We start from the raw sequence: 14,378 nt of genomic DNA on the forward strand, positions 1-14,378 counted from the left end.
AGGTCGCGAAGGACCGATCTCTGAAACCATCTCACATCGCTAGCCAGATGCCCCACCGGAACGCGCAACCCGGTCCCGACGTGAAAGTCCCGGACGATCCGGAATCCTCCAGCGACTGGCACAGTGCGCAATCAGAGCATTGGCACGGCGCGCAGCCTTCCGAGGAGACTCGCGCTCGATCCAGCCGGCAAGCCGTGGCCGGGAAGGGTGGCGCGCAGGAATCAGCCGACAGGGCAGTTGGCGATCCACCACCCGTCGATCGATCCAGCGTTTGATCGTTGCACCTTCACGGCTCCGGGCTCTCCCGCCTCGATCACCCCGTGACGACCCGAGTCAGGGGGTTCGATCGGAGGAGTCTTCACCGGCCGGTTTCCTGTTCAGAACAAGGGGACGTGAGGGCCTCAAGACATCCGGCGGTGCCGGCGGCCCCGGCGACCGCCGTCAGCCTGCGGTCGTGAGGACGCGCGCGACGCTGTTCACCCGCACGCCGGGCGTCGACTCGTCGATGTTGACCACGACGGGCTGGTGGAGGAGCACCTCTTCGCGCTCATACTGCGCGTAGGACATCACGATCACGACATCGCCGGCGTGGACGAGACGCGCGGCGGCGCCGTTGATCCGCATCACGCCGGTGCCGCGCTCACCGGCGATCGTGTAGGTCTCGAAGCGAGCGCCGTTGTTGACGTCGACGACGTGCACCTGCTCGTGCTCGACGATGTCGGCGAGGTCCAGAAGGTCGGCGTCGATCGTGATCGATCCGACGTAGTTCAGGTCGCTGCCGGTGACGGTGGCGCGGTGGATCTTGGACTTGAGCAGGATACGACGCAAGGGAGACTCCGGGTGATAGTGGATCGAGTCCAATAATACGGCCGTGCCCCCACTGGTCGAATCGTGGTCCCGTGCCCGTCCAGGTAGGCTGGAAGCGATGGGGAACACTCGTGCCGAGGCGGCATACCTGCGGGCTCTCGCGGCGTTCCGAACCCCCACCCTCGACCTGCTGCACGGTCGCTACGCCCCCTTCGTGATCGCGGCTCTTTCGATCGTGTTCACGGTCGATCGCCCGTCCGTCGACATCTCGGACGCCCACGCCGAGGTCGCCGAGATCCTGGACGAACTCCGCGCCGCGGGCTACGACGAGGGCGACCGCGCGCTCCCCGTGGGCACTGCCCGGGAGATCTGCCGCTACTGGGTGCGGGTCGGATGGCTCGTGCCGCAGATCGACGGTGACACCGAGGTGTACCGCCTGACCGCTCACGCGGTCGGCGCGCTCGAGATCACCGGCCGCACCGCGGGTGGACGGACCCGCGTGTCGAACTCGCGCGTCCGCACGCTGCTGGAGGCGGTCGAACGGCTCTCCGATCACGCAGAGACGGATCCCGCCGCCCGGATGGCACGGCTCATCCGGGAGCGCGACGCGCTCGACGCCGAGATAGCCCGGCTCGAGCTCGGCCAGGCCGAGCCGGTCGACGACGAGCAGCTTCTCGAAGAGGCCGAGAACGTGCTGCACCTGGCGCGCGAGCTGCCGGCCGACTTCACGCGCGTCGCCGAGTCCATCAAGGCGATGCAGCGCGATGTCGTCGCGGATCTGCGCCGTGACGTCCGCCCGACCGGCGAGGTGCTGCGCGAGTATCTGCAGCGCGGCCAGCACGTCATGCAGTCCACCGCCGAAGGCCGGGCCTTCGCGGGCGCGCTGCGCCTGATCGGCGATCCGGAGCGCATAGACAGCCTCACCGAGCAGCTCCACACGCTGCTCGCACAGCCGTTCACGCGCCTCATGGACAGCGAGCAGCGCAAGGAGCTCGATGCCATCGGCCGCCGGGTCGAGCTGGGCGTGGAGGAGGTGCTCACCGCTCAGCGCCGCGCCTCCCGCGTGATCACCGGGCAGGTCCGCACCCACGACCCGATCCGCGACCGGCAGGTCGACGACCTGCTGCGCGACGTCATGGCGGCTCTCCAGGCGTGGACCCGCAGCTCGTCCTCCGACGCCGCCGTCGAGCCGCTGCGCAGCCTTCCCATGGCCGACATCGGCCACCTGCGGCAGTCGGTGAGCGACGTCCGTCCGCCCGGTGCGCCGGCGCCGCTCACCGCCTCGGACGAGGAGGCGGAATTCGCGGATGCCGACACCCGCGCGTGGGGCGGACCCCGCTACGCCGAGCTCGAGGCCTACGTCGCCGGTCTCGGGGACGAATTCGACCTGGGCGACGCGTTCGAGGGAGCCGACGATGCGGCGAGACGCCCGGTCGACCTGGTGGGCCTCCTCGAGATCGCCCACCGCAACGGGATGAGCGAAGGCGACGGGGTGTCCGTCGTCGAAGCACTGCGTCCCGACGGGACGACGCGACGGTTCGCGTTCGGATCCGTGACCGCCCGCACCGCGAAGGAGCACCACGATGACTGAGACCGCTGCACGGAGCGATCTCGACGCCGGCGACGTCGATGCGAGCGAAGCGTTCATCGCGCCCGTCGCGATGGAGGACGACCTCGACGAGCTCTTCCCCGGCGACCGAGGCGTCCTCGACCCGGCCGTGCGTCGTCTCTTGGTGCACGTGCTGCAGCGACGGTTCGTGCTCGCGGACCGCAACCGCGACGAGTGGACCGTGCTGCTCGACAACCAGCAGCTCATCGAGTCGCGCCTCAACGACCTCTTCGTACGCCTCGTGGTGGACCACGACCGCGGCGTCGCTTATAAGCAGCAGGTGCGCTCCGACGAACTGGAGATGCCGATCCTGCTTCGGGATGCCGCGTACACCCGCTCCGAGACGCTCGTGCTCGTCCACCTGCGCACGGTCTATCAGCGCGAGTCGGCGGCGGGGGAGCCTGCGGCGCGCGTCGACATCGAAGACGTCGAACAGACGGTGATGAGTTACTTCGTCGATGCCGACGGGGATACCGCCCGCCGCCAGCGGTCGATCCGCAAGGCCATGGATCGGCTCGCGCGCGACGGCATCGTCGACGAAGACACGACGGGCCGGTTCCGCATCAGCCCGCTGGTCGAGATCGTGCTGAGCGCAGAGAAGCTGCGCGAGCTGCGTGACTGGTTGCGCGCACAGGGCCCGCTTCCGGATCTCGAAGACCTCGAACTCGAGGAGGCCGCGCTGTGACGATGCTCGACACGCTGTTCGGGCTCATCCCGGCAGCCTCGCGCGGTCAGCAGTGGCTCGCCGAGGATCTTCAGCTCGTCAACTGGGGCGGCTACGACGGCGCGCACCGCGTGCGGTTCTCGCCGGAGGCCACCCTGCTGTGCGGTGGGTCGGGTTCGGGCAAGTCGACGCTGATGGACGCCTACATCGCGCTCATGATGCCGCACACGACGCCGTTCAACGGCGCCTCGAACGGGGCAGTGACGGGTCGACCGCGCGGCGACGAGCAGCGCAACATCCTCTCGTATGGTCGCGGCAAGCTCGACGAGTCGCGTACCGAGGACGGCACGAAGATGCGCGTGCTCCGCGGCGACGGCGAAGACACCTGGACCGCCGTCGCGATGACGTGGATCGACCACGACGGCACCCGCTTCACCGCGGTGCGCGCCTGGTACATCCCTGCCGGCGCGCGTGTTCTCGAAGACACCGTGCGGGTGCGTGCGACGACGGACCGTGCGTTCGACCTGAGCTCGCTCCAGCAGGCGGCGGCGCTGCGCCTCTCCGACCTCTCGATCAAGAACGCCGGGCTCGACCCTGTCGGGACCGATCGGGAGTTCTCGTCACGGCTGCACGCGGTGCTCGGGATCGGCGCGGCGGGGGCGGGGTCGAAGGCGATGAGCCTGCTCGCCCGCATCCAGGCCGGCCAGCAGATCACGACGGTCGACGACCTCTACAAGCGTCTCGTGCTCGAAGAGCCCGAGACGATGACCACCGCCGACGCTGTCGTCGCGCACTTCGACGGTCTCGAGAGCACGCGCACGCGCATGCTCACGGCGCGCCAGCAGGTGAGCGCGCTCGAGCCGATCCGCGAGCTGCGCGAGAAGATCGCGGCGGCGATCCAACGGCTGCAGCTGATCGACGAGGTCGGCGAGTTCTCCGACCCGGCCTCCCTCGCGACGCTGTGGCGCGCAGATCGGCGGCTGGGTCTCCTCCGCGACGTCGAGACCGAGCTGCGGGACCGCAAGAACGCCGCCGACATCTCGCTGAGGGAGAACCGCGCGCTCGCCGATGCGGCCGAGGCCGAGCGCGACGGGCTCGTCGAGGTGCTGCGGCTGTCGGGCGGCGATCGCCTCGAGACCGCGCAGCGCGAGCTCCGCGACGTCGAGCGGCGACTGACCGCGACGCAGAGCCGGCGCGCGGGGCTCGAGGCGGAGCTGCGCGCGATCGGCGAGGAGGCGGCCACGCACGCCGAGTTCACGACGCTCGTGGAACGCGCCCGCGAGACGCTCGCCGACCGCGACGCGAAGGGCGGCGCCCGCGCGGAGTACGCGGAGGCGATCTCGGCGGAGAAGTCCGCAGCAGGCGAGATCGCCGAGCTGGAGGCGGAGGTGCGGCGGGCGACCGGACTGCAGGGCAACATCCCGCGGGCGCTGCACGAATCGCGCCAGCTCGTGGCGCGCGCGGCCGGCCTCGAGGTCGAGGACCTGCCGTTCGTCGGCGAGCTTGTCGAGGTGTGCACCGAGTTCGAGCCGTGGCGCGAAGCCTTCAACCTGGCGCTGGGCGGGTTCGCGACGACCCTTCTCATCGACGTGGCGCATCTCGGGCGGTTCCGCACGGCGATCGACTCGGTGCCCACGCCGGTGCGACTGCGCTACGAGGGCGTGCACACCGGGCTCGCGGAGGTGGACCTCCGTGGCACGACGACGCTTCCGGGGCGACTCGATTACCAGAGCACGCCGTTCACCGGCTGGCTGCAGGAGCGCCTCGACGACCGCTTCGGCTTCGTGTGCGTCGACTCCGCCGCCGAGTTGTCGCGGCACCGCATGGCGCTGACGCTCACCGGCCAGATCTCGCAGGGGAGCCGTGGCGCCCACGGTGGGCACGGACGCGACAACGTGCTCGGATTCTCCAACGACCGGCGCCTCGCCGACCTCGCGCGACAGCTCGACGATGCGCGCGCCCGGCTCGGACGCGCGGTGGAGCACCGCAAGCGGGCGGACGCCGCCCTGGATGCCCTCGACGCTCGGTTCGCGGTGTACGCCAAGCTCCGCGATCTGACCTGGGAGCAGGTCGACGTCGCCTCGGTCACCGCTGAGCGGGACCGGTGGCTCGCCGTGCAGGACGAGGTGACGGCGTCCAATCCCGAGATCGCCCGGGTGCAGGGCCAGATCGCCGCCGCGAAGGGGAAGGCGGCTCGCCTGCGCGAAGAGATCGCGCGAACGACGGTGGAGCGCGAGCAGATCGAGTCGCAGTGGACCGATGTCATCGACGACGTCGACTCGGATCAGACGGTCGTCGACGCCGCGGAGGATGCGGGACGGATGCTGAGCCCCGAGCAGATCGCGTTCCTCGATGACCGATTCCGTCTGGCCGAGACGTCGCGTCCGCACAGCGCATCGGACGCGCTGGCAGGCTTCATCGCCGCCCTCACGACCGCCGCGCAGCGGCTGGCCGACGACCGCCGCGCGGCGGCCGACTCGCTCGAGCAGCAGCGCGACAGCATGCGGCGCATCATGGTGGGCTTCCTGGAGCGCTGGCCCAACCCGAACCTCCTGCCCGATCCCGAGGAGTCGATCGATGACTTCGAGCGCATCCTCGAGGCGCTCAAGATGAGCGGCCTTCACGAACTCGAGGCCGAATGGCGCGACAGTCTCCTGAAGCTGTCGGGTAACGACCTCACCAACCTCGACTCCACGCTGAGCCGCTCGATCCGCGAGATCCGCGATCGCATCCAGCCGATCAACGAGATCATGCAGGACCTGCCGTTCTACGACGACGACCACCGCCTGCAGATCACGACGCGAGAGAACCAGTCCGAGGCGCGCCGCCGCTTCCGGCGAGAGCTGCGAGAGGTGCGCGCCCTCATCGAGGCGGCGTCGTCCGACGACGAGCGGGAGCAAGCGTACCGCCGCATGTCACGGCTGATCGGCCACATGCGGCGCTCGGCGCCCGACTTCGCTGATCTGATCGACGTGCGCAACCACGTGCGGGTGAGTGCCGAGCGGATCGACGCGGCGACCAAGCAGCACGTCGCCCTCTACGACCACATCGGAGAGAAGTCAGGCGGCGAGTCGCAGGAGCTGATCGCCTTCATCGTGGGCGCTGCCCTGCGCTACCAGCTCGGGGATGCCGGTGCCGTGCGTCCGCGCTACGCACCGGTGTTCATGGACGAGGCGCTCATCAAGGCCGACGCCCACTTCACCAAGCGTGCGATCGGCGCGTGGCGGGGCCTGGGCTTCCAGCTCGTGATCGGCGCGCCGAACGACAAGTACAGCGCCATCGAGCCGCACGTCGACGTGGAGTACGACATCCTCAAAGACACGCGCGGACGCTCCTGGGCGAAGCCCAAGGTCGGCCTGCGCGGCTGAAGGCCTCCGTCAGGCGCGGCCCGACTGCCACGCGTCCCGGGTGAGGAACGCGAGCTGTCCCGACTTGCCGGGCAGGTCGACCTGCGGGCCGAGGGTGAACCCGGACAGGCGGGCGCGGGCGACGGCGCGATCGTTGCCGACGTCGGGCTCGATCACGATGCGGTCGACGGCGGGCTGCGCGAACAGGAACCCGGTGATGACGTGCGCCACACGGGTCGTGAAGCCGCGCACGGGTGCGCCGCGGTCGCCGAGCAGGAAGTGGATGCCGACATCCCCGGGCTGGGCGTCATACACCTCGCCGAGCGGATCGCTCTCGGGTTCGTAGGTCTGCAGCAACACGATCGGCAGGCCGTCACGTCGGATCAGGAACGCGTGATGGGTGGAGAGGCCGTCGACGTACGCGTAGAGGTCGCTCAACTCTGCGGATGTGAGCTTCCCGAGACCCCAGAAGCGGGCGGTGGGGGCCGTCACCCAGCGGTGGATGACGTCCAGGTCGGCGATCGGGTCGAGCACCGCGATCTCGATGCGGCCGAGCAAGGGGTCATCGGCCGTATGGACGGCGGTGCCGGCGGGTCCGCTCACGAGGCGGGCCGTGGTGAGGATCGTCATGAGTCTCCTGTCGGGACGTCGGGATGAAGGCGGGTCCAGTCGGTCACGACCCGCGCGGGTCGGACCTCGGACCATGCCGCGAGCTGGTCGGAGAAGTGCGGTGAGCGGCGGTCGCCTGCGGCGCCGAACGGCACGCTCCACAGGCTGTTCTCGCGGTCAGAGAGGTCCCACGCCCATCGTGCGACCGAACCGCGCCACGACCGGTCGGTGACACCGGGCGTCGAGCCCGTGCACCGCACGGCGTCGCCGTCGCCCGACAGCGGCACATCGAGGCGTGCGCCCGGATCGACCGCCCCGGGCACGTCGGCGATCGCGTGCAGGGCGAGCAGGCGATGCGTCGCACCCCACTCGGCCGCGTCGGCGGCGTCGTCGAGCGCGGACACCACCAGCGTCTCGACGTCGTCGCGCAACGCGGGGTGGGCGAGCAGGCGCGCCAGCGCCGCGGCGACCTGCCCGGTGACGCCGAGCCACGGATCGAAGACCGCACCGAAGCCGTGCGCCGCGCGCAGCGGCCGCAGCACCGGGTGCGCGGCCACCCGTCGCACAAGGGCGGTGCGCCAGGCCGCGAACGTGCCGGCGGCGACGGATGCCGCATCCGTCCGTCCGTCCCATCCCACGACCGCGTCGCGCACCCGGGCCGCCCGGGGGGGTAGGGGCCCGCGCGGCACGAATCCTCGGAGCGCGGCCGCCGAGCCGCTCGCCGTATCGCTCCAGACGGCCACGAACTCGTCGGCGGACCCCGGTCGACGCTCCTCGAGCAGGACGCGGATGCGCTCTGCACGGTGCGACGACGAGTACGCCCACCCGAGGTCGTTCTCGGCACGCCGGGGCCGCTCGTTGGCATCCACCGACACGTCGGTCACCTCGAGTGGGCGCACGCCCGCTCGATTCCCCGCAACCGCAACCGACTCAGCGCGCAACGGCAGCCGGCGTTCGGCGCGCGGGCGGTCCGGCGTGACCCCGACCGTCACCGACAGCACCCTGCCGTCGCGGTCCGCGGCGAGCACCCGGTTCACCGGGTCGACCCATCGCCCGAACGCGGCGACGACATCGCCTGCGGATCGGGCACGCAGCAGGCCGAGAAGCGCACCGGCGCCGAGGTCGCCGTTCGCGCGGGCGGGCATGCGTACGCTCCACCCGACGAGCCCGCCGCCGTCGGGTCGGAGCTCGGTCACGATCGTGCCCCGTTCCGTCTCGATCGCCTCGACTCCCACCGGGCCGCCGCCGCGCACCCGGATCACCGAGCGCTCGACGTCGACGACACGCCAGCCGTCGGGTCCGAGCGCCTCGTAGCCGCCCTGCACCCGTCGAAGCCGCTCACGGAACACATCCACGCTGTGCGCCATGGCGTTCGTCACGCCCCACGCCGCCGCTCCCGCGTGCCCGAAGTGCGCAACCCCTGGTACCCCGGGGAACGCGAGCCCGACGACGTCGAACTCGTCGCACGCCAGCCGCACCTGCTGGTAGACGCCGGGCAGCTCGAAGATGCGGTGCGGATCGCCCGCGAGCAGCGGCATCCCACTCGCGGTCCGCGACCCGTGCAGTGCCCACGCGTTGCTGCCCGACGTCGGCAGGGTCTCGTCGCCCCCGCCGTCCCCCCCGCCGTCCCCGCCGCCGTCTCCGTGCCCCGCGAACACATCGACCCATGCATCGCCGAGCGTCGCGGCGACGTGCGCGCGCCACAGCAGCACCGGGAACGTCGAGAACAGCGCGTGCGCGACGTGCAGCACTCCGAGCGGGTCGTGGTCGGCCCACGGCTCGAGCGGTCGCGTGCCGCCGAAGAGGTCGTCGAGGGCCCGGAACTCGGCCGCACCTGCGCCGACGGCGGTCATGCCACGCCGGACTCCCTCCGCGTAGCGGCTCACGAAGGCGCGGGTCTCGGCATCCGTTCCCTCCAGCGCCCGACGCGCGGTGTCGTCGAGCCGAGCGCGCCGCGCGAAGACGTCCCACGGCACCCCCGCCTCACCGATCAGCTCCGACAGCCGCCCGGACGCGCGCAGTCGGTCGACCTCGATCTGCCAGCCGCGATCGCGTGCCGTCACTTCCCCCTGCGCCTCGGCGAGATCCCCGATGTCCGTCGCGCGGATGTGGGGGATGCCGAGGTCGTCGCGATAGACGTCCGCCATGGCGTCAGAGTGCCACAGGCACCCGTGACGCGCGCGAGCGCGCAACGGGGTTCGACAGCGTCCCCGCGTACATCAGCGACGCGGACTGGTTCGTCAGGTCGACCATCTGCAGGGTGTTGCGCAGCTGCAGGCGGTTCAGGCACGAGTGCGCGAACGCGTCGGCGCGCAGATCCACGCGGGATTCGATCCACGGATGCTGCGCCGCGTGCTCGTCGATGATCTCGGCGGCGATCCGCCAGAACTCGCTTTCGGGCAGCGTCCCGTCGGTGTGCAGGATGGCGGCGAGATGGCGCAGCACGCCGTCGAACACGTCGGTGAAGATCGCCAGCGCCTTCTCCTCGTCGTCGACCGGCGAGACGATGCGGCGCACGTCCTCCGGGGCGGCGCGGTCGGTGAGCAGCGCCACCTCTTCACCGATGTCCTTCATGAAGACGCCGGTCGGAACGTGCTCGTCGAGGATGAGGATGAGGTTCTCGCCGTGCGGCATGAACGCCAGGTCGTGCGCGAGAAGGCAGTGCACGAGCGGGCGGAGGTACGCCCGCAGGTAGGCGCGCACCCACGTCGCCGCCGGCGCGTCCGACGCGCGCACGAGAGCGGTCGCGTACGAGCGTCCGCTCGCGTCGCGATGCAGCAGCGACGCCATGGTCGCGAGCCGCTCGCCCGGCGCGATCAGCGGCACCGGGCTCTCGCGCCAGAGGGCGGCGAGCATCTTGCGATGCGCCGACGGGGTCGAGGTGCGGTGGTACACGTCGCCGGTGTACCCGATCGACGCGCGCTCGCGCAGCACGCGGAAGCCTGCGTCGCGCAGCGTGGCGTCACCGGCCACGAGTTCGGCGACCCAGTCGTTGATCGCCGGCGTCACGCGCATGTAGGCCGGCGACAGCCCCCGAAGGAACCCCATGTTCTGGACCGCCAGCGCGGTCTTCACGTAGTGCCGGTGGGGGTGCGTCGCATTGAACATCGTGCGCACCGATTGCTGCGCGCGGTACTCGTCGTCGCTCTCGCCGATCAGCACGAGGTCGCGACGCGCGACGTCGGGCGCGAACGTGATCGCGATGCGGTTCTCCCACTGCCACGGGTGCGTCGGCAGCAGGTGGTAGTCGCCGGGGTCCTCGCCGAGCTCCGTCAAGCGCTCGGCGAAACGCGCGTGCTCTGCGGGCGCGAGCTCGCCGGAGAGGAGGGATGCCTCGTCCAGGTCGGCGCCGAGTGCGAGATGCGACTGCGATCGGCGCGCCGCGAGCCACACCATCCTGAACGGTCGTCCTGCCTCAGGCGAGTAGGCGGCGTGGGCCGAGACGCCGAAGCCGATGCGTCCGTTGTTCGCGACGAACCCGGGATGGCCTTCGGTCATCGCGGACTCGATGGTCTGGAAGTCGGCCGTGAGCAGCTCGTCGGCCGACGGCCCCCCTCTTGCGATCTTGAACGCCGCGCTCGCCAGGGTGGAGGCGATCTCCTCGAGGTAGATCGGCAGGAGGCGGTCGGACAGGCCCAGCACCGGCTGCAGCTCGAGGATGAACGCCTGCGCGTCGAGCTCGGCGGGCTCGCCGGCCACGAGCCGGCGCAGGCTCGCCTCATCGACGACCCAGTGATCGAGCTCGGCGCGCACCGCCTCGAACCGGTACTGCACATCGGCGGCCGGCACGGTGACGCGCCAGCCCCCGACGACGGGTTCGGGGGTCAGCAGACGTTCGTGGCTGAACTCGGCGATCGCCTTGGCCACGAGGTGGCGCTGTGCGTCGGCGAGGTGAGCGGGGGAGAGGTGAGCGGCGGCGGTGGTCATGCGGGGATCCCTGTTCGTGTGAGTGAGGGCGCCGCGACGGCGGCGAGTTCGGAGCGGGCGTAGTCGTCGCGCGTGCACACCGACAGCACCGCGGTCTTGGCGTGGCCGCCTTGGTCGATGCAGATGCAGCGCAGCTCGGTGAAGCCGGCGCGGAGGTTCTTGCGCCGGATGCGGTCATTGCGCGCATCGGGTTCGACGACGACGCGCTGCGCCCCGAGCTCGTCGAAGCACCACGTCATGACGGCGGCGAAGACGGCGTCGGTGAGGCCATGGCGGGATTCGCCCACGGGCGGTGCGACGAGCACGTGCATGCCGAGATCACCGGGGAGCGGGTCATGGATGCCGCGCAGCAGCACCTGCGCCGGGTCGTACGTCTCAGCGAAGAAGGTGGGCACTCCGTCGACGAGTCCGAGCCAGGCCTGTTGGTGCGGGTCGGCCGCGACGCCCGCGAGGTAGACGCGCACGGCGTCGACGTCGAGATCGCCCATGTCCCAGTACGCGGCGTGCGGGTCGGCAAGCCATCGCTGCAGCACGAGGGCGTCGCGTTGCGGGTCGGCCGCGACGATCGAGGTCCTGAACGTCATCGGACCGCCCCGATCGCGGCGGGGGCGTCAGCCGGCACCCCGAAGTCCTGGAACGCGATGCGGCGCTCGATCGGGTACACCTCGCGGCCGGTGATCGACGCGAGGATCGACGAGTTGCGCCACGCGCCGAAGCCGAGGTCGGGCGCGGTGAGACCGTGTGTATGCTCCTCGCCGTTCTGCACGAACACGCGGCCGCGCCCGCCGTCGACGCTGTAGTCGCGCGCCACCGCGAGGCGGCCGAGCACGTCGTGGTCGAGGCGGTCGGCGATCGGCGCCAGGAAGGGCGGCGTCTGCGCGGCGTAGCCGGTGGCCAGCACGAGGGACGCGGTCTCTCGCACGTACTCGCGGTCGACCTGGGCGTGGCGCAGCTGCAGCCGGTAGCGATCGCCCTCCCACACGGCGGAGGTCACCTCGGTGTCGGTCAGCAGAGTCGTGGGCACAGCCCCGTCGGCGCTCAGGCGGTAGAGGATGTCGTAGATCTCGTCGATGAGGTCGGCCGAGATGCCTTTGTACAGGCTCCGCTGCTCGCGCCCGAGGTGCTGGCGGATGCCGATCGGCAGCGCGTGGAAGTGATCGGTGTACTCCGGCGAAGTCATCTCGAGCGTGAGCTTGGTGTACTCCATAGGGAAGAACCGTGGCGACCGGGTGACCCAGTCGAGCCGATAACCATGGTCCCGCGCGCCCTCCAGCAGGTCGCGGTAGATCTCAGCGGCCGACTGGCCGCTGCCGACCACCGTGACCGAGCCGGACGCGCGCAGCGCGTCGCGTTGATCGAGGTACTCCGAGCTGTGGATCACCGGGCCGTCGAGCCCGCGGAGGGCGGGTGGGATGACGGGCTGCGTTCCGACCCCGAGCACGACGTGCCGTGCGCGCAGCTCGCTTTCCTCGCCGGTATCGGTGCGCATGGCGCGCACGACGTACGCGTCGTCGGCAGGGTCGTGCTCGACCGCGATCACCTCGCGGTTCCAGCGCAGGTTCGGCAGCTGCCCGGCCGCCCACCGGCAGTACGCGTCGTACTCGGTACGCAGCGCGTAGAAGCTCTCGCGGATGTAGAAGGGGTAGAGGCGCCCGGTGTGCTTCAGCCAGTTCACGAAAGAGAACGGCGAGGTCGGGTCGGCCATCGTGACGAGGTCGGCGAGGAACGGCACCTGGATCGTGGCGCCCTCGATCATCATGCCTTGATGCCAGCGGAAGCCGTCGGCGCGGTCGAGGAACACGGCGTCCAGCCCGGTGGGTTCCGCCAGGCACGCGAGCCCGAGGTTGAATGGGCCGATCCCGACGCCGACGATGTCGTGCACGTGCGCGCTCATGCGGACGCCTCCGCACCCGCGAGAGCCTCGTCGAACTCGGGCGCGATGCCCGCGAGGGTGGTGGCGGCATCCTTCACCATCGCCAGGATCTGACGGATGTCGTCGAGTGTGGTCGCGGGATTGAGCAGCGTCAGCTTGAGACTCGGGCGCCCGTCGATCACGGTCTTCGCGACGAGTGCACGCCCCGATTCGAACAGCACGCGCCGGACGCCCGCGACGAGGGCGTCCCGCGTGCGGTCGTCGACCCCTTCGGGCTGCACGCGGAACAGCACCGTGCTGAGCTGCGTGCGTCCGACGAGCTCTAGCTCGGGATCAGCCGCGATCTCGTCGCCGACGGTTTCAGCGAGGTCGATGACCGTGTCGAACATGTCGCCGATGCGGTCGGCCCCGAGCGCGCGGAGCGTGACCCACAGCTTGAGGGCGTCGAAGCGGCGCGTGGTCTGCAGCGACACGTCGACCTGGTTGGGCTCGTCGTTCTCGAGCGGGTTCAGGTAGTCCGCGTGCCAGGCGCCCGCCGCGAGGTCGCGCGGCTCGCGCACCAGGATCGCGCTCGACGACACCGGCTGGAAGAAGCTCTTGTGGAAATCGATCGTCACCGACCGGGCACGCTCCACGCCCGCGAGCAGGTGCCGGCGTCGCTGCGACACGAGCAGCCCGCAGCCGTAGGCCGCGTCCACGTGCAGCCATACGCCGTGCTCGTCGCAGACGTCGGCGATCGCGTCGACCGGGTCGATCACCCCGCGGTCGGTCGTGCCGGCGGTCGCCACGACGGCCATCGGCAGGCGACCGGACGCCGCGACCTCGCGCATCGCGAGGGCCAGGGCGTCGGCATCCATCCGCCCCTGCCCGTCGTCGGCGACCGCGACGACCGCGTCGTCGGCGAGCCCCAGCAGCAGCGCGGACTTGCCCACGCTGAAATGACTCGATGTCGTCGCGAAGATCACGAGCCGTGCGAGCGCCCGCGGACGCGGCAGAGGTGTCGCTGCCATGGCGGCCTCGCGGGCGAGCAGCAGCGCATGAAGGTTGGACTGCGTGCCGCCCGAGGTGAAGACGCCGCTGCCGTGGGCGAAGCCGATGCGGTCGGCGGCCCAGCCGATGAGCCGCCGTTCGATGAGCGTGCCGACCGCGGACTGATCGTAGGTGTCGACTGATGTGTTGACCGCCGCGAGCACGGACTCGGCCGCGACCGCGGGCAGAGCGACCGGGCAGTTGAGGTGAGCGGCGTAGGCGGGGTGGTGGAACCACACCGCGTGCTCGAGGAACAGCTCGTCGATCTCGCGCACGGCCTGCGAGGACCCGACGCCCTCGCCGTCGAGGGCGACGTCGTCGACGAGCATCTGCAGCTCGGCGCGGGACGCACCCGAGAACGGCTGTGTCGTCGCCTCGAACCGATCGGCGACCTGCGCCGAGGTCTGTGCGATGAGGGACCGGTAGGTGTCGGCGGTGGAACGCGTGAGCAGATCGAGCACGGGGAAGGGCTCCTTCAGTTAGGGTTGCCTTGCCTAACTAAGTCGATCTCGG

Annotated in this window: 10 protein-coding genes; 3 read left to right on the forward strand and 7 right to left on the reverse strand. The window is 70.7% G+C overall.

Annotated elements, in window-relative coordinates; genetic code table 11:
- Positions 1–441: 441 nt before the first annotated feature.
- Positions 442–828 carry an aspartate 1-decarboxylase gene (gene panD / locus MRBLWH3_RS10610; protein WP_363431504.1) on the reverse strand — a complete coding sequence of 129 codons (387 nt, stop codon included), beginning with the start codon at positions 826–828 and terminating at the stop codon, positions 442–444.
- Positions 829–925: 97 nt separating this feature from the next.
- Between panD and MRBLWH3_RS10615 the strand changes: the two genes are divergently transcribed.
- From MRBLWH3_RS10615 to MRBLWH3_RS10625, 3 genes are read left to right on the forward strand one after another with little or no spacing between them, the layout of a single operon-like run.
- A complete protein-coding gene (locus MRBLWH3_RS10615; RefSeq protein ID WP_363431507.1) occupies positions 926–2,398 on the forward strand; it encodes a DUF3375 domain-containing protein in 1,473 nt (490 codons plus the stop codon).
- The gene (locus MRBLWH3_RS10620) at positions 2,391–3,101 is read left to right on the forward strand and encodes a DUF4194 domain-containing protein (protein ID WP_363431509.1); all 711 of its coding nucleotides are present in this window, start codon (positions 2,391–2,393) and stop codon (positions 3,099–3,101) included. The genes MRBLWH3_RS10615 and MRBLWH3_RS10620 overlap by 8 nt, the downstream gene beginning before the upstream one ends.
- Positions 3,098–6,448, forward strand: coding sequence for an ATP-binding protein (locus tag MRBLWH3_RS10625; protein WP_363431512.1), 3,351 nt, complete (start codon positions 3,098–3,100; stop codon positions 6,446–6,448). Before MRBLWH3_RS10620 ends, MRBLWH3_RS10625 begins: the two co-directional genes overlap by 4 nt.
- Before the next feature lie 9 nt (positions 6,449–6,457).
- Here the strand turns inward: MRBLWH3_RS10625 and MRBLWH3_RS10630 are convergent, their stop codons facing one another.
- The 6 genes from MRBLWH3_RS10630 to MRBLWH3_RS10655 are packed head-to-tail and all read right to left on the reverse strand — an operon-like array spanning position 6,458 to position 14,326.
- A complete protein-coding gene (locus MRBLWH3_RS10630; protein WP_363431515.1) occupies positions 6,458–7,057 on the reverse strand; it encodes a GNAT family N-acetyltransferase in 600 nt (199 codons plus the stop codon).
- The gene (locus tag MRBLWH3_RS10635) at positions 7,054–9,183 is read right to left on the reverse strand and encodes a penicillin acylase family protein (protein WP_363431517.1); all 2,130 of its coding nucleotides are present in this window, start codon (positions 9,181–9,183) and stop codon (positions 7,054–7,056) included. Before MRBLWH3_RS10635 ends, MRBLWH3_RS10630 begins: the two co-directional genes overlap by 4 nt.
- A gap of 4 nt (positions 9,184–9,187) precedes the next feature.
- A complete protein-coding gene (locus MRBLWH3_RS10640; protein ID WP_363431519.1) occupies positions 9,188–10,963 on the reverse strand; it encodes an IucA/IucC family protein in 1,776 nt (591 codons plus the stop codon).
- The gene (locus MRBLWH3_RS10645; protein WP_363431522.1) at positions 10,960–11,547 is read right to left on the reverse strand and encodes a GNAT family N-acetyltransferase; all 588 of its coding nucleotides are present in this window, start codon (positions 11,545–11,547) and stop codon (positions 10,960–10,962) included. The genes MRBLWH3_RS10640 and MRBLWH3_RS10645 overlap by 4 nt, the downstream gene beginning before the upstream one ends.
- Positions 11,544–12,857, reverse strand: coding sequence for a lysine N(6)-hydroxylase/L-ornithine N(5)-oxygenase family protein (locus MRBLWH3_RS10650; RefSeq protein WP_363431525.1), 1,314 nt, complete (start codon positions 12,855–12,857; stop codon positions 11,544–11,546). The genes MRBLWH3_RS10645 and MRBLWH3_RS10650 overlap by 4 nt, the downstream gene beginning before the upstream one ends.
- Positions 12,854–14,326, reverse strand: coding sequence for a pyridoxal phosphate-dependent decarboxylase family protein (locus MRBLWH3_RS10655; RefSeq protein ID WP_363431527.1), 1,473 nt, complete (start codon positions 14,324–14,326; stop codon positions 12,854–12,856). Before MRBLWH3_RS10655 ends, MRBLWH3_RS10650 begins: the two co-directional genes overlap by 4 nt.
- Positions 14,327–14,378: the final 52 nt, after the last annotated feature.

Origin of the sequence: Microbacterium sp. LWH3-1.2 (genome assembly GCF_040675855.1) — a bacterium.
Lineage (GTDB): Bacteria > Actinomycetota > Actinomycetes > Actinomycetales > Microbacteriaceae > Microbacterium.

Bases quoted from the DNA above. Each gene is read 5' to 3' on its own strand.
- MRBLWH3_RS10615 (WP_363431507.1), top strand. From the start codon at position 926: ATGGGGAACACTCGTGCCGAGGCGGCATACCTGCGGGCTCTCGCGGCG.
- MRBLWH3_RS10620 (WP_363431509.1), top strand. From the start codon at position 2,391: ATGACTGAGACCGCTGCACGGAGCGATCTCGACGCCGGCGACGTCGAT.
- MRBLWH3_RS10630 (WP_363431515.1), bottom strand. From the start codon at position 7,057: ATGACGATCCTCACCACGGCCCGCCTCGTGAGCGGACCCGCCGGCACC.
- MRBLWH3_RS10635 (WP_363431517.1), bottom strand. From the start codon at position 9,183: ATGGCGGACGTCTATCGCGACGACCTCGGCATCCCCCACATCCGCGCG.
- MRBLWH3_RS10640 (WP_363431519.1), bottom strand. From the start codon at position 10,963: ATGACCACCGCCGCCGCTCACCTCTCCCCCGCTCACCTCGCCGACGCA.
- MRBLWH3_RS10645 (WP_363431522.1), bottom strand. From the start codon at position 11,547: ATGACGTTCAGGACCTCGATCGTCGCGGCCGACCCGCAACGCGACGCC.
- MRBLWH3_RS10650 (WP_363431525.1), bottom strand. From the start codon at position 12,857: ATGAGCGCGCACGTGCACGACATCGTCGGCGTCGGGATCGGCCCATTC.